Origin of the sequence: Curtobacterium sp. P97 (genome assembly GCF_023712445.1) — a bacterium.
In the GTDB taxonomy this organism is placed as follows: Bacteria; Actinomycetota; Actinomycetes; order Actinomycetales; family Microbacteriaceae; genus Curtobacterium.
Window position 1 is genome coordinate 168,341 of the sequence record NZ_JAMAYF010000006.1, and the last position, 22,158, is coordinate 190,498.

At 71.1% G+C, this 22,158-nt stretch carries 22 protein-coding genes; 6 read left to right on the plus strand and 16 right to left on the minus strand.

Features of this window, described 5'->3' with window-relative positions; all coding sequences use genetic code 11:
- Positions 1-45: 45 nt before the first annotated feature.
- The 3 genes from M3677_RS18385 to M3677_RS08595 are packed head-to-tail and all read right to left on the minus strand — an operon-like array spanning position 46 to position 4,487.
- Entirely contained in the window at positions 46-1,215 is a 1,170-nt protein-coding gene (locus tag M3677_RS18385; protein ID WP_066654146.1) for a right-handed parallel beta-helix repeat-containing protein, read from the minus strand.
- A gap of 3 nt (positions 1,216-1,218) precedes the next feature.
- Positions 1,219-3,132 (minus strand): right-handed parallel beta-helix repeat-containing protein, encoded by a 1,914-nt coding sequence (locus M3677_RS08590; protein WP_251160261.1) that lies wholly within the window; start codon positions 3,130-3,132, stop codon positions 1,219-1,221.
- On the minus strand, positions 3,129-4,487 hold the full coding sequence (locus M3677_RS08595) for a glycosyltransferase (protein WP_209682738.1): 1,359 nt from the start codon (positions 4,485-4,487) through the stop codon (positions 3,129-3,131). Before M3677_RS08595 ends, M3677_RS08590 begins: the two co-directional genes overlap by 4 nt.
- A gap of 547 nt (positions 4,488-5,034) precedes the next feature.
- Between M3677_RS08595 and M3677_RS18390 the strand changes: the two genes are divergently transcribed.
- Positions 5,035-6,567: a family 20 glycosylhydrolase gene (locus tag M3677_RS18390; protein WP_209682740.1), complete on the plus strand. Its 1,533-nt coding sequence runs from the start codon at positions 5,035-5,037 to the stop codon at positions 6,565-6,567.
- A 66-nt stretch (positions 6,568-6,633) separates the two neighbouring features.
- Here the strand turns inward: M3677_RS18390 and M3677_RS08605 are convergent, their stop codons facing one another.
- The 4 genes from M3677_RS08605 to melA all read right to left on the minus strand — a co-directional run bounded on the left by M3677_RS08605 (position 6,634) and on the right by melA (position 11,350).
- Entirely contained in the window at positions 6,634-7,506 is an 873-nt protein-coding gene (locus M3677_RS08605) for a carbohydrate ABC transporter permease (protein ID WP_245171085.1), read from the minus strand.
- On the minus strand, positions 7,506-8,462 hold the full coding sequence (locus M3677_RS08610) for a carbohydrate ABC transporter permease (protein WP_251160262.1): 957 nt from the start codon (positions 8,460-8,462) through the stop codon (positions 7,506-7,508). The genes M3677_RS08605 and M3677_RS08610 overlap by 1 nt, the downstream gene beginning before the upstream one ends.
- Positions 8,446-9,750 carry an ABC transporter substrate-binding protein gene (locus tag M3677_RS08615; RefSeq protein ID WP_251160263.1) on the minus strand — a complete coding sequence of 435 codons (1,305 nt, stop codon included), beginning with the start codon at positions 9,748-9,750 and terminating at the stop codon, positions 8,446-8,448. The genes M3677_RS08610 and M3677_RS08615 overlap by 17 nt, the downstream gene beginning before the upstream one ends.
- Positions 9,751-9,919: 169 nt before the next feature.
- Positions 9,920-11,350 (minus strand): alpha-galactosidase, encoded by a 1,431-nt coding sequence (gene melA, locus M3677_RS08620; RefSeq protein WP_251160264.1) that lies wholly within the window; start codon positions 11,348-11,350, stop codon positions 9,920-9,922.
- 158 nt (positions 11,351-11,508) lie between these two features.
- Between melA and M3677_RS08625 the strand changes: the two genes are divergently transcribed.
- Positions 11,509-12,348, plus strand: coding sequence for a helix-turn-helix domain-containing protein (locus M3677_RS08625; RefSeq protein WP_251160265.1), 840 nt, complete (start codon positions 11,509-11,511; stop codon positions 12,346-12,348).
- Here the strand turns inward: M3677_RS08625 and M3677_RS08630 are convergent.
- From M3677_RS08630 to M3677_RS18395, 4 genes are all read right to left on the minus strand, one after another.
- Positions 12,345-13,085: a 3-keto-5-aminohexanoate cleavage protein gene (locus M3677_RS08630; RefSeq protein WP_251155440.1), complete on the minus strand. Its 741-nt coding sequence runs from the start codon at positions 13,083-13,085 to the stop codon at positions 12,345-12,347. The two genes, M3677_RS08625 and M3677_RS08630, sit on opposite strands and share 4 nt — an antisense overlap.
- Positions 13,086-13,095: 10 nt before the next feature.
- Positions 13,096-14,004, minus strand: a complete 909-nt coding sequence (locus M3677_RS08635) for a MerR family transcriptional regulator (protein WP_251155439.1) — start codon at positions 14,002-14,004, stop codon at positions 13,096-13,098.
- Between the two features lie 96 nt (positions 14,005-14,100).
- The gene (locus M3677_RS08640) at positions 14,101-14,784 is read right to left on the minus strand and encodes a hypothetical protein (protein WP_251155438.1); all 684 of its coding nucleotides are present in this window, start codon (positions 14,782-14,784) and stop codon (positions 14,101-14,103) included.
- 16 nt (positions 14,785-14,800) lie between these two features.
- Positions 14,801-15,823 (minus strand): App1 family protein, encoded by a 1,023-nt coding sequence (locus M3677_RS18395; protein WP_209682747.1) that lies wholly within the window; start codon positions 15,821-15,823, stop codon positions 14,801-14,803.
- 103 nt (positions 15,824-15,926) lie between these two features.
- Here M3677_RS18395 and M3677_RS08650 point away from each other — a divergent pair, with 103 nt between their 5' ends.
- Positions 15,927-16,154, plus strand: a complete 228-nt coding sequence (locus tag M3677_RS08650; RefSeq protein WP_251155437.1) for a hypothetical protein — start codon at positions 15,927-15,929, stop codon at positions 16,152-16,154.
- Between the two features lie 150 nt (positions 16,155-16,304).
- Entirely contained in the window at positions 16,305-16,469 is a 165-nt protein-coding gene (locus tag M3677_RS08655) for a hypothetical protein (protein ID WP_251155436.1), read from the plus strand.
- A gap of 20 nt (positions 16,470-16,489) precedes the next feature.
- On the opposite strand, the gene M3677_RS08660 is transcribed toward M3677_RS08655, so the two are convergent.
- The 4 genes from M3677_RS08660 to M3677_RS08675 form a co-directional block, all read right to left on the minus strand.
- Positions 16,490-16,912: an NUDIX domain-containing protein gene (locus tag M3677_RS08660; protein ID WP_209682752.1), complete on the minus strand. Its 423-nt coding sequence runs from the start codon at positions 16,910-16,912 to the stop codon at positions 16,490-16,492.
- A 4-nt stretch (positions 16,913-16,916) separates the two neighbouring features.
- Entirely contained in the window at positions 16,917-17,363 is a 447-nt protein-coding gene (locus tag M3677_RS08665) for a GNAT family N-acetyltransferase (RefSeq protein WP_209682755.1), read from the minus strand.
- Between the two features lie 160 nt (positions 17,364-17,523).
- Positions 17,524-17,727, minus strand: a complete 204-nt coding sequence (locus M3677_RS08670) for a LacI family DNA-binding transcriptional regulator (RefSeq protein ID WP_066654131.1) — start codon at positions 17,725-17,727, stop codon at positions 17,524-17,526.
- A 149-nt stretch (positions 17,728-17,876) separates the two neighbouring features.
- Positions 17,877-19,397, minus strand: coding sequence for a SulP family inorganic anion transporter (locus M3677_RS08675; protein WP_209682758.1), 1,521 nt, complete (start codon positions 19,395-19,397; stop codon positions 17,877-17,879).
- A gap of 187 nt (positions 19,398-19,584) precedes the next feature.
- Here M3677_RS08675 and M3677_RS08680 point away from each other — a divergent pair, with 187 nt between their 5' ends.
- Entirely contained in the window at positions 19,585-19,965 is a 381-nt protein-coding gene (locus tag M3677_RS08680; RefSeq protein WP_058728562.1) for a MerR family transcriptional regulator, read from the plus strand.
- Between the two features lie 43 nt (positions 19,966-20,008).
- Here the strand turns inward: M3677_RS08680 and M3677_RS08685 are convergent, their stop codons facing one another.
- On the minus strand, positions 20,009-21,157 hold the full coding sequence (locus M3677_RS08685; RefSeq protein ID WP_251160266.1) for an MFS transporter: 1,149 nt from the start codon (positions 21,155-21,157) through the stop codon (positions 20,009-20,011).
- Positions 21,158-21,447: 290 nt separating this feature from the next.
- On the opposite strand from M3677_RS08685, the gene M3677_RS08690 reads away from it, so the two are divergent.
- Positions 21,448-21,837 (plus strand): MerR family transcriptional regulator, encoded by a 390-nt coding sequence (locus M3677_RS08690; RefSeq protein ID WP_209682764.1) that lies wholly within the window; start codon positions 21,448-21,450, stop codon positions 21,835-21,837.
- Positions 21,838-22,158: the final 321 nt, after the last annotated feature.

The following is a 22,158-nucleotide window of genomic DNA, read 5'->3' on the forward strand; positions in this document are numbered from 1 at the left end:
GGTCGCGAAGGGTGGGTGGTGACGGACCGCGGTGGCCGTCGGGTGTCAGTCGGTGCAGGCCGTGGTGCTGAACTCGTTCGAGCCGACCACGGTGTTGTCGCAGGAGACGGTGTTGCCCTCGACGGGTCGGAGGGCGAACGCGACGCCGTCGGTGTTGCCGAGGTCGACGCGGTTGTCGGTGAAGGTGTTGTCGGTCCCCCAGCCGGACAGCAGTTCGTGGGTCTGGAAGCCGTCGAGCGGTGAGCGGACGCCCCGGTTCCCGGTGACGGTCCACCCGTTCCCCTTGACGTCCACCCACGAGTCGGCGTGGTTCTCGCCCTGCATCCCGACACCGTCGAAGGAGTTGTCGGAGAGGGTGCCTCCGGTCGTCCCCTCCTTGATGTCGACGTTCTCGGCAGCGGTGTCGGCGATGGTGTTGCCCGTGACGACGTTTCGGTCGCTGCGGTCCTCACGGCAGTCCGAGACCTTGCACCAGTTGCTCTTCGAGGAGCCGATGTAGATGCCCTCGCCGAACTGCGGCTTCCGGAGACCGGTCCTGCTGACGCTGTTGCCGCGGACGGTGTTGTCGCTGCTGTCGGCGCGCAGGTGGATCCCCTCGTCACCGATGTCGGTGACCGTGAGGCCGTCGACCGTCGAGTGCTGGACGTCGTCGAACATGACGCCCTTCTGCCCGTTGCGGACCGTGAACCCCTCGAGCCGCCAGTAGGACGCGCCGTCGAGGTGCAGGACGTACCCGCCCTCCACGTCGCCGCCGTCGAGCACGGCGTCACGCGGGCCGCACAGCGTCACGGGTGCGTCCGACGTCCCGGCCGCGGAGGCCTCGAACCGGCCGGTGTACGTGCCGGACGCGAGCCGGATCACGGCCCCTGCTCGAGCGTCGTCGAGTGCCTTCTCCAGGGCCTTCGCCGTGCTGACCGTCGTCGTCGCGGCGGCGTCGCACCGGGCCGTGTCGACCGGGGAGGCCTGTCCCGTCCCGGCGTCGGGCGATCCAGTCGCGGTCGCGTCGGGCGTCGCACGGGTGTCCGGGACACCGTTCGGCGTCGCGGCCGGGGTCTGCTCGACGCTCGGCGTCGGCCGGGGGCGAGCGGCCTGCTCGTCCCCCCGGTCCGCACCGCTCGTGGCGGCCCACACACCGCCGACCACCAGCGCTCCGACCGCCAGGCCCGCTGCGCCGACGACGAGGTGTGACCGCAGGCGACGGGGTCGTCGCGTCACCGGTCAGCTCCCCGAGGGTGCGACCGCACCCGGCTCGGCAGCGTGCGTGCCGCGGCCCGCCACGGGCGGGAGACCGAGCGAGGCCGGGTCCACCGCGCCGCGGGTGTAGCTGGACAGCGGTGCCTGCTTCGCGTACGGCAGCTCGCGCTGTCCCCGACGTCGACGTCGTGTCCCGCCGATCGCCGCGACCAGCACCACCGTCAGCAGCAGGAGCCACAGCACCGTCAACGGTTGGAACACCGCGCGCAGGGTGACGAGGAACGGTTTCGTCGACTGCCACTCGACGGTCGTGTTGCCCTGCTGGGCGGCTCCGTCGGACCGGGCGAGGTCGATCGCGCTCGGCCCGCGACCGTCCACCGTGTTGTTCTCGACGGCCGTGCCACCCACCGCCCCGACCATCGTGACCCCGTGCACGCGGGCATCGTCGATCGCGTTGTTCGTCACCGACGAGGACGCGCTGTCCCGGACGTACACGCCGATGTCCGCGCCGTCGACCGAGTTCTCGGAGACCTCGGTGCGACTGGGCCCGTCGAGGACGGCGATGCCGTTCTGCGACGAGTCCTTGACCACGTTGTTGCGGACGACCACGTCGTCGGCGTCGTGCCGGACGACGATGCCCATCTCGTTGCGTGCGACCGTCGACCCGCTGATCCGGACGTTCTTCCCGCCGATCACCTCGATGCCGTAGCGCCCGTTGCCCGAGCTGTTGCTGTCCGAGAGCGCGTTGTTGCCGTAGGTCGTCGTCGGCATGCCGGCCGCGTTCGGCCCCGCCGCGAGCCCGCTGCCGTTCAGCGTGATCCCGTTGCGACCGTTGTCCGAGGCGGTCACCTGGCTGAGGACGATGCCGGTCGACGCCCGCGTCATCTTCACGCCGTCCACCGCGTTGTCCGTCGACCGGACCGACGTGAACGTCGAGTTCGTGACGTAGCGGTGCAGCACGAGGCCGTCGATGAGCGAGTGCTCCACCGTGGCGTCCGACATCGTCACGCCGTCCGCGCTCGTCAGGAAGAGGCCGTAGGCGTTCCCGTCGAAGGCGACGTGCTGCACGAGGGCGGACACGTAGCTGTAGCCACCGGCGCTCGCCGTGGCGCTGCCGCTCTTCGGGAGCTCGCCGGTCGGCAGGATGGCGTTGCCGAAGACGTCCTTCGTGGTCCGTTCGGTCTTGCCCTGCTGGTCGCCGGAGGCCTGGTCCAGGGTGGAGAGGTTCGTCCCGGTCAGGGAGACCCCGCCGGTCGTTCCGCTCCAGAAGCCCAGGTGCGAGAACGCCGCGTACTGCAGGGTCGCGGTCCCGCCCTGGACCCGGACGTACGCCCGTCCGTCCGAGGTCTGCTGGTCGACCCGCCCTGCCTGCGGGTCCCAGGCGTCGATCGTGACCGGAGCCTTCGCCGAACCGACGACCTGCAGGCTGCCGGCCTGGGTGACGATCGACACGAAGCCCTCGTGGTTGCTCGCGAGGTGGATGCGCAGGCCGTCGGGGCTCGCGAGTCGCAGGGTCGCGCCGTTCTCGACGACGATGTTCTCGCTGAGCAACCAGGAGCCGTCCGGCTGCTTGACGAACGTGGACGGTGCGAGCCGTGCGAGGTCGTCGACGGTGTACGCCGCACCACGGGCGACGAGGACGAGTGTGTACGACGAGCCCGTGGCGAGCCGGTACGGCTGCGAGACCGCGAGGCCGCTCCACCGCGCCGCCGAGGCCAGTGCACGGACGTTGTAGATGCGGTCGTTCTCGGCCGTCACCAGCCGGGCCTCCTTGTCCGGGTCGCCCCCGTAGGGTCGTCCCGTCACCGGGGCCGCGGCCGCGGACGTCGTCGCCGCGACGGCGGCGGTGGGCACGCCGAGGACACCCGTGAGCAGGAGCCCGGCACCGACGAGCAGCCCCGCGGCGAGCCGCGGCGTCGTCTTCGTCAGCGCGCTCATGCCGCGACCGCCTGGTCGTCGGAGGTCGCCGCGACGGCACCCTGCGGCAGGACGACACCGGGTGAGGCCACCCGGCGACCGGTCGTCGTCTCCGGCTGGAGGGTCCGAGCCTGCTGCCCGTCACCCCCGACCTGGTCGGCGTGCCGGGTGAGCCACCCCTGCTTGTTCATGGTGACGAACGAGTACACCTTGATCGGCAGGGCGACCGCGATCACGACGAGGGCGAGCATCGGCAGCACGAGCAGGTCGAGCGGGTGGCGCTTGAGGTTCGAGACCCCGCGCACCGCACGGCCGAAGAGCAGCCAGCCGATGGTGAACAGGACGCCGACGGTGCTGAGCTCCAGGCGGCTGAACAGCAGGTACCACATCGTGATGCCCATCGTCACCGGGGTCAGGATGATCTGCAGCACCGTGATCTTCGTCACGAAGGGCACCCGCCAGACCCACCCCTTGGCGATCGCCGTCAGGTACGTGCGGTAGGAGTTGCGGCTCCAGCGGATGCGCTGCTTGAAGAACGCCTTGCCGCTCGCCGGGAACATCGACAGCGCCTTCGCCGACGACTGGTGCACGGTCTTGTAGCCCGACGCGATGACGAGCCACGTCAGACGGCCGTCGTCCCCGGCGATGCACCGGCGGCCGAGGAAGAACTCGTTCTCGAGGTTGTCGAGCACCGGCAGCACGGCGGAGCGCCGGTAGGCCGCGGTCCGACCGGACAGGATCGGGACCGCACCCGCCGCGCCCATCGCCGGGACGTAGTTGAAGTACCGCAGGTTGACCAGCCAGTCGGCGATGATGCGCCAGATGCTCGAGTTCCGCTGGTAGACGTTCTGCTGCGTGCCGACACCGCCGACGCGCTCGTCGACGAAGGGCATCTGCACGGCTTCGAGGAGACCGGGCTCCCACGAGGTGTCCGAGTCCACCAGGACCAGGACGTCGTACTTCGCCCGACGGATGCCCTCGCCGAGCGCGCTCCGCTTGCCGACGTGGTGGAACAGCACCGGCTTGACGGTGGGGTCGCCCACCGCCACGATCCGGCGGTACGCCTCGGTGTCCGCCACGTCGAGGACGATGATGATCTCGTCCGGGTGCTGCTCCCGCCAGGAGTCGAGGCAGCGGAGCAGGATGTCCGGGTCCTCGTGGAAGGACGGCACCACGACCGAGGTCGTCGTGCGGAAGCCGTTCTCGACCGGACGAGCGCGCGCCGAGAGCACGACGCGGTAGAGCCACAGTGCCCAGACGATGATGCCGGCGATGCCGATCGGGAAGTACTTGAGCGCTTCGTGACCGAAGGCGGCGATGTTGTCGAGCACGACCTGGGTCGAGGTCTGCGACGCGAAGAGGACGAGCGGGTGCATGAGGTCGGGTCCTTCGTGCGGTGTTCGGTTTCGGGTACGGAACACGACACTCGGCAGCACCGCACGACGGCACGCCGCGCAGGGTGACGCGGGAGCCGCCTGGGTCAGCGGTGCGGAGAGGGTCGGGACAGCGCCGGATCCCCCCGTCGCTGCATGTCGCCAGCCCGGATCGGGGACCGTGGTCCCACTCCGACGCTGAGCGTTGGGCTGAACGTACTCTCGGGTGTGTCGCTCCACAAGCACAGGGGAACCGCATTGCGGTCTTGCGGGATTCCGTAGCGGGGTGCTCCGCCGTTGCGGTGCGGTCCGGTGGGGTGCCGCACCGCACCGGACGGGAGGAACGCGGCGGTCCCGCCGCGCGCCTCCCGTCCGTCACCGGCAGGTCGTCTCCCCGCGCGGGGACCGGGCGGCGTCCCCTCGGCGGGCTGCAGCGCCCGCAGCGCGTCCGCGCTCCGCTACAGTCGGGCCTGTCTGCTCGACCCGGGTCGGAGCAGGACCGCACAGCACGACCCCCGTGCACGGCGCGGTGACCGAGGGGTGGGACGTCGTGGCGCGTGCAGGATCCGACGAGGAAGGCCAGGGGTCGCGGGCACCCGCGGAGAGCGGACCCCCGCGTCGCCGCCGCGCAGCTCGCGCCGCTGCGCTCGCCCTGACGATCGTCACGTGCGCGGCGGTCCTGGTGGGTGTCGACACGCTCGTGCCGAGCGGCGACCCTGCCGGAGCCGGCACCGCGGGGCGCGCCCCCAGCGTCACCGCGACGAAGCTCACCGCGACCAGCAGCGTCACGGCGACCCGGACGACCGTCCGGACGACGCTGCGCTTCACGAACCACTCGACGACCCGCAAGCCGGCCCGCGACGCCTGGCTCTCGCTGACCGCCGGCAGCCGGCAGTACACGCTCGGGCACGTCGGGATCCCATCGCTCGCTGCCGGGGCGAGCACGACCGTCCGGGTGTCGCACCGGGCACCGGCACGCGCACCGGCCGGGACGTACGCCGTCCGCGCCTGCACCGGTGCGTACGCGGCGGCCGGGTGCCGGGCGTCGGCCGCCTCGGTCAGGACCGGCCGGTCCGCACCCGCACGACCGACCACCGGGGTGATGCTCGACGTCGCTCGCGCGTACTACCCGGTCCCGCTCATCGAGCAGTACGTCGACCTGCTCGCGGACGACGGTGGGCGCTTCCTGCACCTGCACCTGACCGACGACCAGAACGTCGGCATCGAGAGTGCGGTGCTCGGGCAGACCACGGCGAACGCCGACCTCGAGGACGGCGTGTGGACCAGCCGGGTCACGGGCCGTCCCTTCCTCAGCGCCGCGCAGGCGCGCGAGATCGCCGACCACGCGGCACGGCGCGGCATCACGATCGTGCCCGAGATCGACACACCGGGGCACATGGCGGCTGCGTTCGCCCTGCTCGAGGCCCGGCACGGTGCGCGCTGGGTCGACCGGATCCGAGCCGACGAGAGCGAACTCGACGTGACGGCGCCGGCGAGTGCCCGCCTCGCCGCAGACCTGCTGCGCGAGGTGACCCGGACCTTCCCGGCCAGCCGCACCGTGCACATCGGCGGCGACGAGTGGGGCGACGACGCCACGGCGGCCCAGCGGGTCGGGTGGTTGAACACGATGGCCGCCGCCGTCGGTGACCGGGAGGTCTGGGCCTGGAACGACGGCATCGACCGGGCCGTCGTCGGACGGCTGGACCCGCGCATCCACGTCACGTACTGGAGCTTCGACGGCGACACCGAGGACCCGGCGGAGCGCCGCGACCGCCGAGCCCACCGAGCCGGCGCGGACGACCTGGCGGCGGTGGGGACCGACCTGCTGAACTACGACTCCTACTACCTGTACGAGGTGCCGACCGACCTCGACCCCGCCGACAGTGCGTACACGGCGGCCGACCTCCGGGCCCACTGGTCGTTGCGGACGTGGGACGGTGACTCCGGGTCGCGGCTCGCCGCACCGATGTCGGGCGCGGCGGTCGCGATCTGGGGCGAGGACCTCGCGTCGCCGCCGTCGGACGCGCTGTTCCGGTGGAGCGCGCCGCACGTGCTCGCGATGCTCGAGACAGCGGGGTCCTGACGACTGGCCGACCGGGCGGCGGGACGGTGTCGGTGCCACGCTGCGGGGGCGGCACCGACACCGGTCCTACTTGATGCCGGTCGACGCGATGCCCTGCACGAACTGCCGCTGGAAGGCCAGGAACACCACCAGCAACGGGAGCACGGTCACCGTCGCGATCGCCATCACGGCCCCCCACGGGGAGCTGAACGCCGGGTTGTTCGTCAGGGTCGAGAGCGCCACCGGCACGGTGAGGTTCTCGTTGCCCTGCAGCACGACGAGCGGCCAGAGGAAGTCGTTCCACCGGGTCATGAAGCCGAGGATGACGAGGACACCGACCAGCGGCCCGCACGACGGCAGCACCACGCGGAAGAACGTCTGGAACTCCCCCGCACCGTCGAGTCGAGCAGCCTCCATCAGCGCGTCCGGGACGCCGAGCATGAACTGCCGGGCGATGAAGATCCCGACGACGTCGAACAGCGTCGGCAGGATCACCGCCCACGGGGAGTCGACGAGCCCCATCTTCGCGACGACGAGGAAGCTCGGCACGATCGTCACCTGGATCGGGATCATGATCGTGACGAGGAACGCGGCGTAGAGCAGACCGCGGCCGAGGAACCGGAACTTCGCGAGCGCGTACCCGGCCATGAGCGACACGACGACGCTCAGCGCGGTGCCGAGGCTCGTGATGAGCGCCGAGTTGCCGAGCCACCGCCACACCGGCTGGGTGCTGAACACCTGGGCGTAGTTGTCGAACGAGGGCTCTGCGGGGAACAGGTAGAACGAGCCGCTCTGCGACTGCCCTCCGGGCGTGAGCGCAGACACCACCATCCAGTACAGCGGGAACACCATCACGACCGCCAGTGCGGTGAGGACGGCGACGAGCAACCACCGACGCGGGCGGTGACGTCTCCGGGCGCGCGGTGCGGCCGAACGACCACGGGTCTCCAGGACGGCCATCAGAGCACCTCCTCCGCCTTGCGGTCGGCCCGCTGCCGCAGCAGCGTGAACACGAGCAGGATCGCGACCAGCACCAGACCGAGGGCTGCCGCGTACCCCATCCGGGCGTCGATGAACGCCGACCGGAACACGTACTGGATGAGCACGGTGGTGGAGAAGCCCGGACCGCCGCCGGTCATCACGTAGATGACGTCGAACGCCTGCAGCGAGAACACCACGTTGAGGATCGTGAGGATCGACGTCGTCGGTCGGAGGAGCGGCCACGTGATCGTGCGGAACCGGGCCCAGCGGGACGCCCCGTCGATCGCCGCGGCCTCCTTGAGCTCGGCGGGGACGGACTGCAGCGCGCCGAGGTAGATCACCATGCAGAACCCGATGCGGGTCCACACCACGACGATCACCAGCGTGGCCATCGCCCATCCGGGAGCGGTCAACCACGGCGACCGTCCCAGCCCGAGGGCTTCGAGCAGGTTGTTCACCACGCCGTAGTCGCCGTTGAAGATCCACGACATGACGACGCCGACGACCACGCCCGCGGCGACCATCGGGACGAAGAACAGCGCACGGAAGACCCCGCGACCCGGCAGCGGTCGGTTGAGCGCCACGGCGAGCGCGAGTCCGATCGCCATCGACGTCGGGACGGTCCCGATCGTGAACACGAGCGTGTTCCGCAGCGCGGTCACGATCAACGGGTCCGAGCCCATGGAGACGAAGTTGCCGCCCCCGATCCACTCCCCGTCGCCGATCGAGGTGCTGCTGTCGCGCAGGCTCAGCAGGACCGCGATGACGATCGGGACGAGCGAGAACGCCAGGAAGAGCAGTCCCGCGGGACCGACGAAGACGTACGGGACGAAGCGGCCCCGTCGCGACCGGGTGGCCCGTCCGGCGCGGAGCCCGCCGGTCGGCGGCCTGGTCGTCGCCGGGTGCACCGGCGCGGTCTCAGTTCGCAGTGACACTGCGCATCGCCCCCATCATCTGGTCTGCTGCGTCCTCCGGGCTGAGCTGCCCGAGGAGACACAGGTCGAGGTAGTCGGCGAAGACCGCGTTGAGCGATGCGAAGTACTGCCCGGTCTCGGCCTTCACCATCGACAGGGGGATCGTCGCGCCCTGGTCGATGAACTGCTGCATGGTGTCGGAGTGGGTCGCGTACCCGATGTCGGCGGCGTCGAGGGACTTCCGCGCCGGCAGCCAGTTGCCGTCGTGGCAGAAGCGTTCGACGTTCGCCCGGCTCGTGATCATCACGACGAGCTCCGCGGCGAGGTCCGGGTACCGGCTCGACTTGGTGACCGCCAGGGCGTTCCCGCCCAGGTCGCTCGCCTCGCCGGTGTTCCGCACCATCGGCGCGGTGCCCCAGTCGTCGGGCATCTCCTCGTCGAGCTGTGCCATCGGCTCGGGGTTGTTGAGCATCATCCCGATCTGCCCCGTCATGAAGAGGTTCCGGGCGACGTCGCCGCCGCCGGTCTTGCTGAGGTTGCCCGTGGTGGCGAGGCCCTCGGCGTACCACTTCCGTCCGAACTCGAGGGCACCGATCGCCTCGGGGGTGTCCATCGACGGGGTCGCTCCGTCCTCGCCGAGGAAGGCGCCGCTGTTCTGGTACACGAAGGGCAGCCACCGGTACGCGGTCTCCGGTCCGCTCCAGCCGTAGCCGAAGGCGTACTTCCCGGTGACCTGCTTGACCTCGCGGGCGACGTCGAGGAACTCGTCCCACGTCCAGGCGTCCGCGACGGCGGTCGGCGGCGTGACGCCGATGCGTTCCATGACGGTGCGGTTGTAGTAGGTGATGAAGTTGTCGGTGTGCTGGAACACCCCGTACACGCCGTCGTTCCGAGCGCCGATCGCCCAGAACGGGTCCGTGTAGTCGGCCCGGTAGTCGGCGGGAACCTGCCCGCTGATGTCGACCAGGCTGCCGTTGGCGGCGTACCGACCGATCTGCTGCGGGGTGATCCGGATGATGTCCGGGGCGAGGTCGGCGGCGAGGCGGGTGATGAACCACTGGTGGAACTGGCCCGTCGTGACCTCGACGGCGACGCTCGTGCCGGGGTGCGTGGCGACGAACTCGTCGGCGATCGCCTGGTAGCTGGTGATGTCGGTCGGGATGTTCCAGGTCGACAGGCGGATGTGCTTGGTGCCGCCGTGCGCGGCGGTCCCCTGCCCCGCGCAGGCCGCGAGTGCGCCGGCCATGGAGATGCCGGCGAGCGCGAGGAACCCCCGTCTGGCCAGCTGGGGGGATGGTCGGGTCGGCATGGTCCTCTCCTTCGAGGTCGTGGTGCCGTGTGCGTTCGGACGGGAGGCGCGGCCTGCGCGGGCGCGTCGTCGCGCCCCGCGTGGAGGGGTCGCGACCGGTGCGGCGGTCGCGACCCGACGGGTGGCCGCGCCGGCGCGGGGACGGTGGCCCCGCGCCGGGCGTGCGGGGTCAGACGAGCGCGGGACGAGCCTCCCGGTCGGCTCCCGCGGGCGCACCGGGGGTGACCGCCGACGCCGGACGCAGGGACTCGGGCAGCAGCGCGGCGTGCGCGTGCAGGAGTTCGTCGGTCATCGCGGCGATCCGGTCGAGGGTCAGGTGCGCTGCGGTCAACGGGTCGAGCGCGACCGCGTGGTGCACGTGTGCCACGTCCCCCGTGAGTGCGGCGCGCACGGCGAGCGTCTGCACGTTGGTGTTCGTGCGGTTGAGCGCGGCGAGCTGGGGCGGGAGTTCGCCGAACGACGTCGGCTGCACGCCCTTGCCGTCGACCAGGCACGCGACCTCGACGCAGGCGTCGGACGGCAGGTTCTGGATGACGCCCGTGCTGTTCGGCACGTTGCCGTACACGACCGCGGGGACGCCGGTGACGATCGCGTTGACGATGGACGCGCCGTACTCCACGCTCGGCGACAGGTCGGCCTTGAGCTTCTCGAGCTGGGCGTCCACGTCGCCCTGTTCGTCGTGCGCGAGGCAGATCTCGTAGTAGTCCCAGCGCTCCGGGATGTACTCGAGCACGGTCTCCGGGTCCTTCCGGAAGTACGGGACGTACTCGCTCGCGTGGTGGCTGGACTCGGTCTCGAAGTACCCGAAGGACCGCATCAGCTCGGTGCGGACCTGTTCGTTCCCGCCCTCGTAGTTGGTCGCGGCGACGGCGGCCTCGCTGTGGTCGCCGTCGTCGTCGTGCAGGTCGGACGCCGCGGTCCCCCGCTGGTGCTTGGCGGACATGACCTCGCGGAGGCGCGGGTACAGGTCCTCCCCGCCCCGGCGTCGGAACTCGAGGATCCAGGCCTGGTGGTTGATGCCGGCGCTGACGAACTCGACCTCGTCGTACGGCACGTCGAGGGTCCGGGCGAGCATCCGCGTCGTCCCCTGCACGCTGTGGCACAGCCCGACGGTGCGCAGGCCCTTCGCGTTGAGGAACGCCGTCGCCATCGCCATCGGGTTGGCGTAGTTGATGAACTGGGCGTCCGGGCAGAGCTCGAGGGCGTCACGGGCGATGTCCTCGTAGGCGCGGACGGACCGGAGGAACCGGAAGACGCCGCCGGGGCCGACGGTGTCGCCGACCGCCTGGTCGATGCCGTACCTCCGCGGGATCTCGACGTCCCACCGGTACGACTCGACCCCGCCGACCTGGAACGTGATGATGACGACGTCCGCGCCGTCGAGGGCTTCGCGCCGGTCGGTGGTCTCGAGGACCTCGACCCCGAGCCCGTGGTGGGCCACGAGTTCGCGCGCGGCCGTCGCGGTGCGGGCGACCCTGCCCGCGTCGAGGTCCATGAGGTGCAGGGTCGCGTCCTGCAGTGCGGGGAAGCTCACGAGGTCGCCGATGAGGCGGAAGGGGAAGACGAAGCCGCCGGCGCCGATGATGGTGATCTTGGTCATGTCGTCACGCTAGGAAGCGAGGCTCCCCCGGGTCCTCCGGCTTCGGACGGGAGGGTTCCAGGATCCTCGGACGGGCTGCTCCCCGACGGGTGCCCGCCCGGCCGAGCGGGCGGTGCCGGCCCTGCCGGTCGGGCGGTGCGCTGTCGTAGGCTCGCGGTGTGCTCGACGTGGAGACGGTGGAAGCGGCGTACTGGAGCCATCGCGGCCCGCCGCCGCTCATGGCGTCGTCGCACCGGCACGACGACCTCGAGATCAACCTCGTCCTCGAGGGGCGGCTGGACTACCGGTTCGGCGGTGCGCCCGTGAGCGTCCACGCCGGGGAGATCGCACTCTTCTGGGGGTGGACACCCCACCAGCTCGTCGGCGACGCGACCGGGACCGGGCAGTTCCGCTGGGTGCACATCCCGCTCGGCGAGGTCCTGGCGTGGGGGCTGCCCGACCACGACCTGGGCGCCATGCTCCTCAACCGGCCCGTCGTCGTGCCCACGGCTGCCGCCGGTCGGGACGTCGAGTCGATGCTGGGGTCGTGGCAGCGGGACTTCGCGGACGACGGCGCCGAGGTGATCGCGAACCTCGAGGCCCAGGCGCTCGTCCGGCGGCTCCTCCGCCACCACCGTGACGCCCTCGCCCTGCGCGCCGAGGACGGACACGGCACAGCGGACGCGATGCACCGGGTGATCGACATGGTGCGGTTCGTCGTCGACCGGTTCCGGGACCCGATCGAGGTCGCCGACGTGGCTGCCGCGGCGCACCTGCACCCGCACTACGCGATGACGGTGTTCCGTCAGGACGTCGGCGCGACGATCCTGGAGTACCTGACGCGCTGCCGGGTCGCCGAGTCGCAGCGGTTGCTCGCGACCACCTCGCTGACGATCTCGGAGATCGCGCACGCGGCGGGCTTCGGGTCGCAGTCGAGCTTCTACGCGCACTTCACCCGGGCCTGCGGGACGGCACCGGGCACGTACCGGGCGCAGCTCCGCGACGGCCCGAGGCGCTAGCCGGTCGCGCTGGCACGTGGCTCGCCGGCGGACCTGAGGGCCGCGGCGGCGCGCACGAGTTCGGTGTTCGACTCCACCCGTGACCCGTCCTCGAGGTGCACCGTGTCCTCGAACCCCGTGCGGATGGCGTGCCCGTTCGCGACGGCTCGACGCATGATGCCCCACGAGGCCGCACCGACGCCGTGGTGCAGCTGCGGGAGCCGGACGTCCTCGGTCGACAGCAAGGCCTCCATCTCCTCCGACAGGGACAGGGCGTCGGCGAGCACGGGTTCCAGTGGCTCGACCACGAGCCTGGCGAAGTGCGCCCACCCACCGCGGCGCAGGAAGACCCGGACGTCGTCCACGCTGAGCACGCACGCCTCGACGGCGACTCCGCGGGCGGCGAGGACGGCGCTGACCTCGTCGATCCCGGTCTCTCCCTGGTTCGCCGCCACCAGGTCGGGGAGGTCGGTCCACGACTCGACGAGCCGGAGGCGCTCTGCGGGATCGGGGACGACGGCCGCGAAGGTGGTGAGGTTGATCGGCGTCCCGGGGCACACGGCGCGCACCGCACGGAGCACCCGGGCGACGTGGACGCCTCCGAGGGTCTCCTGCCCGTCGTCGTCGAAGACGTGGAGGTGCAGCAGCGTCGCTCCGGCGCGGACGCAGGCGGCGGCATCGGCGGCGATCTGCTCGGGGGTCCGCGGCATCGCGGGGTGATCGACGTCCCCGTTCGGAGCGACCTGCAGGTCGAGCATGCGCACGACCCTACGGGCGGTCCGTCGAGTCCTGTTCAGGCTCGTCCGGGGCGATCCCGAGCTGCAGGGCGAGCTCCATCGCCCGGAGTCGTGCCGGCGAGAGGTCGTAGGGCATGCGCGCGATCACCGCCGCTGCCTTCGTGGCTCGACCTCCGGCGGCCGCTGCGGTCCCGTCGTCCTCCGCTCGGTGGCCCTCGTCCCAGGCGTCGAAGAGCGCGTCGTCCTCCTCCGGTTGCCCGGACTCCTCGATGACCCGCATCAGGGTGGTCTCGAAGGCGTGCCGCTCGGTGGCGACCTGCGCGACGCGCGGGTCATCGACCGCCACGGTGTCGTCGAGCGCCGCCTCGGCAGCGTCGACGCGGTCCGACTCGGCGCGCAGGGCCGGGTCCCGTGCGAGGGCGAGGAACCGGCCGGCCTGCGCGACCGCTCCGAGCGGGCCGAAGATGCGCTCGGTGACGAGCAGCGTGTCGAGGTCGTCGGTCCGGAGTGCCCCCGCCGGCGCCTCCTCGAGCCGGCGTGCGACGACGTCGTGGAGCAGGCCGAGGCGACTGCCGAGCGCGCGCATCCGACGCACCGCGGCGCGCTTCCGCTGCAGGGCGGCCTCCTGCTCGGCGAGGTTGTCCTCGAGGCGGCCGAGGACGCTCGTGACCGCTCCGTCGTCGTCCAGGGTGCTCGGGGCGGCGCCGTCGAACGCATCCCGGATGTCCTCGAGCGCGAGGCCTGCGTCGGCCATCCGCCGGATCCAGAGGAGTCGGGTGAGGTCTGCCGATCCGTACCGACGCCGACCGTCGCTCCCCCGATCGGGCTCGGGGAGCAGGCCGAGTTGGTGGTGGTGCCGGATCGCCCGCGGTGTGGTGCCGACGAACGCTGCGGCGTCACCGATCAGGACGTGGCGGGGCGGGACAGGGAACGAGTGCACGGCGGACCTTCCAGGGTGCGACGGGACGGGACGTGCTCCGAGCAGACCACATGACGCAACGGCAGGAGCAACGTGCTCCGCACCGCGCGTCGTTCCTCACCGGGGCGCCGCTGCACGCGCGTCCACGTCGGCGAGCAGCGCCCGGATCTCCTCGGCGTCCCCGGGCGGCCAGCCGCCCGAGCTCGCCAGCGGCAGCTCGGTCATGTGCCGCCGACGGTGCTCGGGGTAGTCGCGCGCGATCCGGTCCGGGTCCGTCCGCGCGGCGGCGTAGAGCACCGGTCCGTCGGCGTAGAAGAGATCGGCGACGACGAGTCTCCCGTCCGAGCCCCGCATGACGTTGGCGGGGTTGTCGTCGAGCGGCCCCCACCACGGCTGCTCGGCGGCACCGCGCGCGTGCACCTTGTCGATCACGTCCGCCAGCACGGCGACGGACGGCTCCCGACCGGCGAGCGCCTGGTGGAAGCGTGCGCCGATCGCGACGGAGACCGGTTCCAGGTACTCCATGACGGTGAGGTCGGCTCCGCCGTCGAGCACGCGGTGGTGGACCAGCGCGGGCACCTGGCGGGTGTGTGCGGCCAGTCGGTAGAGCATCGCGGAGTACGGCCCGGCGGGGTCGAATGGGCTGATCCGGGCAGCGAGTCGGCCGGACGGCGATCGGAACGCCTGTGCCCAGTCCCCCGTGCCGCAGCGCACCCAGCCCAGGTGTCCGAGGAGGTCGACGACCGCGGTCCACGACTGCTCGGGGGTCAGGAGTCGCAGGAGCCGGGTGGAGTCGTCCACGTCGCCGTCCTGCCGGTCACTGCTCGAGCGCTCGGCGCAGCAACGGCAGCAGCGCGTTCCCGTCGCGGCCCCGGACGACGGGCACGCCGTGCACCAGCGTCACCTGCTCACGCCCCGACGTGGACTCCTGCACCTCACGGATGGCGATCGCTGCGACCGCGTCGTGGTGGTCGCGGGCGAAGGCCGAGTAGAGCTCGGGGTCGTGTTCGCCGTCGTCGCCGATGAGCACCCAGGAGACGTCGGGCAGGTCCTCGCGCAGCCGGAGGAGGGAGGACCGCTTGTGTTCCTTCCCGTCCCGGAACCAGTGCGTCGGCGTGATCCCCCAGTCCGTCATGAGCAGCGTGCCGGCCGGGAACCCGTTGCGCTGCAGGAACCGCGAGGCGATCCCCGCGAAGTTCCACGGACCGTTGCTGACGTAGACGACCGTCGGCTGACCTTGACCACGGACGACGTCCTGCACGAGCTCGGCCATGCCGGGGACGGCCTTCCGCGTCGCACTCCTGCCGAAGAACGTCCGTCGGGCGGCTGCGAGCGGGTTCGACATGCCCGTGACCCACACGGTGTCGTCGATGTCGCAGACGACGCCCCGGTGTGACCCGCCTGCGACGGCGTGGATCGGCACACGGGTCGGCGCTCGCCCCGGCAGCCGCAGGACGGCGTCCTCGGGAGCAGACCCCGACGAGTGCTCGAGCGCCACGCTCACGTCCACGAGCCCTTGCTCGTCGCTGATCGCCGTCGTGGTCGTGCCGCCGAGCTCGACCTCGACCTCGACGTCGGGGCGCTCCACCGTCAGCAGCCGACGCCATGCGGCGATCCCACGTCGGGCGGCCGGGTCGACCGATGCCGGCGCGAGCACCACCCGGGCCAGGACACGGCCCTGCTGCGCGTCGGCGTAGCCGGAGTACGGCAGCAGGGCCGGGCGCCAGCCGAGCTGCGTCAGTCCGCGAGCGAGCCACTTGCGGGCACCGGTCACGACGACGTACGTGACGGTGAGGAGCTTCGGACGCGAGGTCCCCGGGCTGCGGAGCGACGATGACACCCGTCCACCGTACGGGGCAGGGTCGACCGGGGACTGCCCGACGGGTGATCACCGACGATCCAGGGCAGCCGGACCGTCGACGTGCCCGTGGAAGACTCGCGACATGGACCTCGACGACCTCGGCCAGCGGATCTGCATCCTGGGGCCGTCGAACAGCGGCAAGTCGACCCTCGCGGCGGCCGTCGGCCGAGTCCGTTCCCTTCCGGTGATCCATCTGGACCAGTACCGGCACCTGCCCGGGACACAGTGGGTCGAGCGCCCGGACGACGAGTTCGAGCTGATGCACGACGAGGTGGTGCGCACCGATCGGTGGGTCATCGACGGCAACTAGTCCCGCTGGCTCCCCGAGCGGCTCCGGCGGGCGACGGGCCTGGTGGTCCTGGATGCCTCGCCGGCAGCGAGCGTCGTCCGGTACGTCCGCCGGACGCTCTTCGAACCCGACCGCGCCGGGAGCCTGGAGGGCACTCGCGACCGTCTCCGCATGGAGATGATCCGGTTCATACTCGGACCCGCCAGGACGAACCGGCTCCGGTACCGACACGCCTTCGACGAGTTCGGACGACCGAAGGTCCTCCTGCCGGACCGTGCGGCCCTCGAGGACTTCTCCCGTCGCAACGACCTGGCCCGGCGCAGCCCCGACGGCTGAACCGTCCGCTGGGCGGTCGGCTACCGAAGCGGCTCGGACGATGGCGAGGTGGCGCGCAGGACGAGGCGTACCGCCTGTACCGCCTCAGCGGGCACGAGGTGCACGTCGTCGAGCGACGTCGCGGCGATCCAGGTCGGGGCGTACTCGTTGCGCTCCGAGGCACGCTGCAGCTCCGGGCCTCCGAGCGACAGCTCCGCGGAGCTCACCCGCACCGTGAAGTACACGGCAGGTGTGTCGCTCTCCACGGGGACGTCGAGCAGGTCGCCCACGTGACCGTCGAGCCCGGTCTCCTCGAGCAGCTCACGGCGGCAGGCCGCACGGAGGTCCTCGCCCGCTTCGACGCCACCACCGGGGAGCACGCAGTAGCTCCGCCCGTCCTTGCGTCGCTCGATCACGAGCACCCGCTCGTCACGGACGACGACTGCCACTGATCGGATGCGCACGACCTCACCTCACCACGTTCTGCTGCTCGTCCGTCTCCTGGAGCGGGTACGCCATGGTGCCTCGGCCTCGGAAGCCGACAGCTCGCCAGAACGCGACCGCACCGCGGTCCTCGGGTGACGGGTCGACCACGAAGTGGGTCCTGCCGCTCGCCCGGACCCGCTCGAGCAGGGCCTCGACCACCTGTCGACCGACACCCGCACCACGCTCCGCGGGCAGCAGGATGAGGTCCGTACCGGCGCCCGATCCATCCGCGTACAACTGCGTGAAGCCGACCACTCGGTCGTCGACCTCGACGAGGAAGCACTCGACGTCCGGGAGACGAGCGCCCACGTACTTCTCCCGGAGCTGCGAGTCGGACCGGAACCCAGGCCCGCCCCATCCCTCGAACGCCGGATCGCGGAACAGTGCCCGCACCTCGAGGAGGTCGTCAGGCGTGGTGGGCCGGAGCATCAGCGCTCGCTCACTCCCTCGCATCGAGCGAGCCTCCCACCGCACGTCTCGCCGGTCAACGAGCAACGCGTCGATCCGGACGACACCGTGCTGAGCCACGAACAGCCCCTGACGGCGAGTTGCCGGAGGGGCCGTGGGCGTCAGGGGGGGGGGACCGTCGTCAGTCGGTCGTCCGTCGCCGCGGGCGGCGGGCGAGTGCTGCGGCTTGGTCATCGCGGGTGTAGTCGAGCGCCTGGATCGCGTGTTCGACGCGCGAGCGGGTCGTGGGTCGGACGTTGGTGGCGCCGTTGAGGACGCGGGACACGGTCTGGTGTGACACGTGCGCGGCGGCGGCGACGTCGTGGATGGTGGGTGGTTTCGGCACAGCTGGCTCCCGTGGACGTGAGGTGCGGGCACCGTCCGTGGACGACGTGACGGTGCCCGCCGCGAAGCCGGTGGATCAGGAACCGGCCTCGCTGCTCCGCCCGTTCACTCGGTGCCCCGGGTCGGGGCCGGGCGGAGGTCGGAGCGGCCTCAGTGGCCGGCGCCGAGGTTCCCGGCGAGGCGGCCGTGGAAGGCCCGGCTGGCGTCGTTCATGCCGCGGATCTCGACCCGCTTGCCGTGCTGGTGGTACTTCGTCTCGATCGAGTCGAGCGCGGCGACGGTGGAGGCGTCCCACACGTGCGACCTGGTCATGTCGATGATCACGAGCTCGGGGTCGTCCGAGTAGTCGAACTGGGTGATGAGGTCGTTGGAGGAGGCGAAGAACAGCTCACCCTCGACGGTGTACAGCGCGTGTTGTTCACCGGTCGGGAGCGTCTCGATGCTCCGCGAGACGTTGGTGAAGTGGGAGACGCGGCGGGCGAAGACGACCATCGCGGCGATCACACCGATGATCACACCGATGGCGAGGTTGTCGGTGGCGACGACGATCACGACGGTGAGGACCATGACGATCGTCTCGCCGACCGGCATCCGCTTGAGCGTGGAGGGCTTGATGCTGTGCCAGTCGAAGGTCCCGACCGACACCATCACCATGACGGCGACGAGGGCTGCCATCGGGATGATCGCGACGACGTCGCCGAGCCCGACGACGAGGACCAGCAGGAACACGCCGGACAGGAACGTCGAGATGCGGGTCCGAGCGCCGGAGGCCTTGACGTTGATCATCGTCTGGCCGATCATCGCGCAGCCGCCCATGCCGCCGAAGAGGCCCGAGGCGATGTTCGCGACGCCCTGCCCGAGGGCTTCGCGGGTCTTGCGGGAACCGGTGTCGGTGACCTCGTCGACGAGCTTCGCGGTCATCAGCGACTCGAGCAGCCCGACGAGCGCCATGGCGAGGGCGTACGGGGCGATGATCGTGAGCGTCTCGAGGTTCACCGGGACGTTCGGGATGAACAGGCTCGGGAGGCTGTCGGGCAGCTTGCCCTCGTCGCCGACGGTCGGGACGGCGATCGACGCGAACACGGTCACCAGGGTCAGGACGACGATCGCGACCAGGGGTGCAGGGATCGCCTTCGTGAGGCGTGGCAGCAGGACGATGATCGCGATGCCAGCGGCGGCGATCGGCCAGACGAGCCAGGAGACGCCGATGATGTTCGGCAGCTGCGCGGTGAAGATCAGGATCGCGAGCGCGTTGACGAAGCCGACCATCACGGACCGGGGCACGAACCGCATGAGCTTCGCCGCGCCCAGCCCGCCGAGGACGAGCTGGAAGATCCCGCCGAGGAGGACGGTGGCGATGAGGTAGTCGAGACCGTGTTCCTCGACGACGGGCGCGACGACGAGGGCGATGGCTCCGGTGGCGCCGGTGATCATCGCGGCGCGGCCGCCGACGAAGGAGATGACGACAGCCATCACGAACGCCGAGAACAGGCCGACGCGGGGGTCGACCCCGGCGATGATCGAGAACGAGATCGCCTCGGGGATCAGGGCGAGGGCGACGACGAGGCCGGCCAGGACCTCACGGAGCAGGATCTTCGGGTTCCGCAGTGCGGACAGGACGGTGGGGCTGTGGTGCACCTGGACGGGCACCGACTGCGTGACGGTGGTCACGGGTCTCCTTCGGATGGGGGTGCGGGCGCTGCGCCCGCGAGAGCTGTCGTGGGGCGCGTCATCGCGCACGGCCGGCGGCGGCAGAGCGTCCAGCCGGATCCAACCCTTCCGTTGCGGGAAGGTTGGTATGGTTCGACTCTAACGCAACGGAAGGGTTGTTGCGCAAGTGGAGGGTGACGACGTGACGATGTCGAACGAGTACCTGATGCACATCGGCGAGGTCGCCGAGCGCACCGGGTTGAGTGTGAAGACGATCCGCGACTACGACGCCGCCGAGGTGCTGCACCCGTCCGGCCGCACCGAAGGCGGCTTCCGCCTGTACTCCGAGGACGACGTCGCCCGACTCCTGATGGTGCGGCGGATGAAACCGCTCGGGTTCTCCCTCGGGGAGGCCGGGATCCTGGTGGACGCGGTGAAGATGCTCGACGAAGCGCAGCCCGACGTCGACCTGACCGCGGTCCGTTCGCGGGTCGCTGCGTTCATCCGGGACGCTGAGACACGACGAGGGCGCCTCCAGGAGCAGCTGCACATGGTCGACGAGTTCCTCGACGAACTCCGCGCGCACTGACCCGCGCGCGGGCGGCCGCTGGTACTCGCGTGCCGCTGGCCGATCAGCTGTGCAGTGCCGGGTGACGTGGGGCGCGGGCGAAGACGGAGACGACGGCGACGACTGCCGGCAGGATCGCGGCGACCAGCACCGGGGTGGTGTAGTCGCCGGCGACCTCGTGGCCGAGCGCGAGCAGCAGCGGTCCGAACGCGGTCGAGGCGAGGTTCGTCCCGGTCGCGACGCCGCGGATCACGCCGATGTTCGCCGTTCCGTAGTACCGGACGTACGCGGAGGCTTCGATGCCACGCAGGGCTCCGCCGGCGGCGCCGAGGACGAGCCCGTAGAGGACAGCGGTCCACCCGGTGTGCACGATCGGGAGCAGCAGGAGTGCGCCGGTGAGGGTCGTCATCGCGATGGTGACGCCGAACTTCGGCGGGATGCGGTCCGACAGCGCGCCCGTGAGCAGGGTCGCGGCGATGCCGGTGACGGTCTGCGGGAGGAAGTTCGCGGCCGCTTCCCCCGGGGTGAGGCCCCGCTCGCCGAGGACGGCGACCTGGTGGAAGGCCAGCGCGGTGCTGAGCATCCCGGACACCGCGAGCCCGGCAGCGATGGTCCAGAACATGCCGGTGGCGGCCGCTTCCCGGAGCGTCCACACCGGCCCGCCACCGGCAGTTTCCGCGGACTTCCTGCCCTGGGCAGTGGCGGTACGTCGCGGAAGGAGCAATCCGATCGGGATCACGACCGCGGCGACGACGACCGCCTCCACCCGCCACGCGACGTGGATGTCGGTGCCCGCGATCAGGGTCTCGACGAACACCGGCACCAGGGAGATCCCCCCGGAGCCGATCCCTGACGCGATCCCGAGCGCGAGGCCCCGTCGGTCGGCGATGCTGCGGGCGACGAGCGTCGTCGCGGCGAGCGAGAGCGCGCCCTGCCCGGCCATGCGCACACCGACGAACCCAGCCGTCAGGCCGACGATCCCCGCGACGAAGCTCAACGCGGCGAGGAACACGGCGAACGCGACCCCGATGATGATCGTCATCCGCCGGACGCCCCACCGGTCCAACGCTCGACCCGTCAACGGCAGGACGCACGCACCCAGCAGGGTGCCGATGAGGTAACTCGTCGACACCTCCGTCCGTGAGATGCCCAGCTCCCGGATCAGCGGGTCCGTGAACACCGACAGGCCCGCCGTCTGCCCCGGCGCACTCATGACCGACAGGGCACCGCCCGCAGCGATCACCGCGACCCACGGCAACCAGCCACGTACACCCCTCGCCGTCCGGCCGGGCGGCGTCGCTGTCGGATCCGCCGGTGGGACGGCACCCGGGGTGGGCAGGGTGATGTCAGATGTGTTCGGGGAGGACGTGATGCCACGCTCGCTTTCACTGGGGACTCCCGAACCCTACCGCCACGGAAGGGTTGTCGATACCTGGTACAGGGGCCGGGGACACGACGGCGCTACGCTCGCCAGAGCCCAGCAGGACCACGAAGGAGAAGCCGATGACGGAGCGAGCCGCACCGACGACGATGCACATCGGCGAGCTCGCCGACCGTACGGGCCTGTCGAACCGGACGATCCGCCACTACGACGAAGTCGGTCTCCTGCACCCGTCCGGCCGGACCGAGGGCGGCTTCCGGCTCTACACCGACACCGACCTCGCCCGGCTGCTCATCATCCGTCGCATGAAGCCGCTCGGCTTCTCCCTCGAACAGATGGCCGAACTGCTCGCCGTCGTCGACGCCCTCGAGGTCGTCGGTGACGGACCCGGGCAGGCGCGTCTCCGCGAGCAGCTCGACGAGTACATCCGCGACACCGAGCAGCGGCGCGCGAAGCTCGAACAGCACCTCGGCATGGCCGACGAGTTCCTCGGGATCCTCCGCGAGCGGTGAACGCCGGAGCACCTGCGAGGCGATCGGTCGACGAGCGAGGCACGCCGGGGAACGGTCGTTCTCCCCGCGTTGTGGGTCTCGAGGGCCTCCTCACGGCCTGGTTCGATGGTCCCCGTACCGGACTCGTGATCCGGACGGTGTCGTGTCTGGCTGCATTCGGGTTGCAGCCAGGCACTGCTTCCCGTGTCCCGTGTCCCGCCCGTCTCCGGCCGGTCCGCAACTCCTGCACGGGGGCGTTCACGGGATGACCACTGTCCGCGCCCGGTCGGGGGGGTTGCGGAGCAGTAGACAGGGCAGTTCACTCGAGAGCGCACCGTGTTC

What these genes read in the sequence shown, in the direction of transcription:
- M3677_RS08590 (WP_251160261.1), bottom strand. Translation starts at nt 3,132, where the DNA reads ATGAGCGCGCTGACGAAGACGACGCCGCGGCTCGCCGCGGGGCTGCTC.
- M3677_RS08595 (WP_209682738.1), bottom strand. Translation starts at nt 4,487, where the DNA reads ATGCACCCGCTCGTCCTCTTCGCGTCGCAGACCTCGACCCAGGTCGTG.
- M3677_RS08605 (WP_245171085.1), bottom strand. Translation starts at nt 7,506, where the DNA reads ATGGCCGTCCTGGAGACCCGTGGTCGTTCGGCCGCACCGCGCGCCCGG.
- M3677_RS08615 (WP_251160263.1), bottom strand. Translation starts at nt 9,750, where the DNA reads ATGCCGACCCGACCATCCCCCCAGCTGGCCAGACGGGGGTTCCTCGCG.
- melA (WP_251160264.1), bottom strand. Translation starts at nt 11,350, where the DNA reads ATGACCAAGATCACCATCATCGGCGCCGGCGGCTTCGTCTTCCCCTTC.
- M3677_RS08630 (WP_251155440.1), bottom strand. Translation starts at nt 13,085, where the DNA reads ATGCTCGACCTGCAGGTCGCTCCGAACGGGGACGTCGATCACCCCGCG.
- M3677_RS08650 (WP_251155437.1), top strand. Translation starts at nt 15,927, where the DNA reads ATGGACCTCGACGACCTCGGCCAGCGGATCTGCATCCTGGGGCCGTCG.
- M3677_RS08655 (WP_251155436.1), top strand. Translation starts at nt 16,305, where the DNA reads ATGGAGATGATCCGGTTCATACTCGGACCCGCCAGGACGAACCGGCTC.
- M3677_RS08665 (WP_209682755.1), bottom strand. Translation starts at nt 17,363, where the DNA reads ATGCTCCGGCCCACCACGCCTGACGACCTCCTCGAGGTGCGGGCACTG.
- M3677_RS08680 (WP_058728562.1), top strand. Translation starts at nt 19,585, where the DNA reads ATGTCGAACGAGTACCTGATGCACATCGGCGAGGTCGCCGAGCGCACC.
- M3677_RS08685 (WP_251160266.1), bottom strand. Translation starts at nt 21,157, where the DNA reads ATGAGTGCGCCGGGGCAGACGGCGGGCCTGTCGGTGTTCACGGACCCG.
- M3677_RS08690 (WP_209682764.1), top strand. Translation starts at nt 21,448, where the DNA reads ATGACGGAGCGAGCCGCACCGACGACGATGCACATCGGCGAGCTCGCC.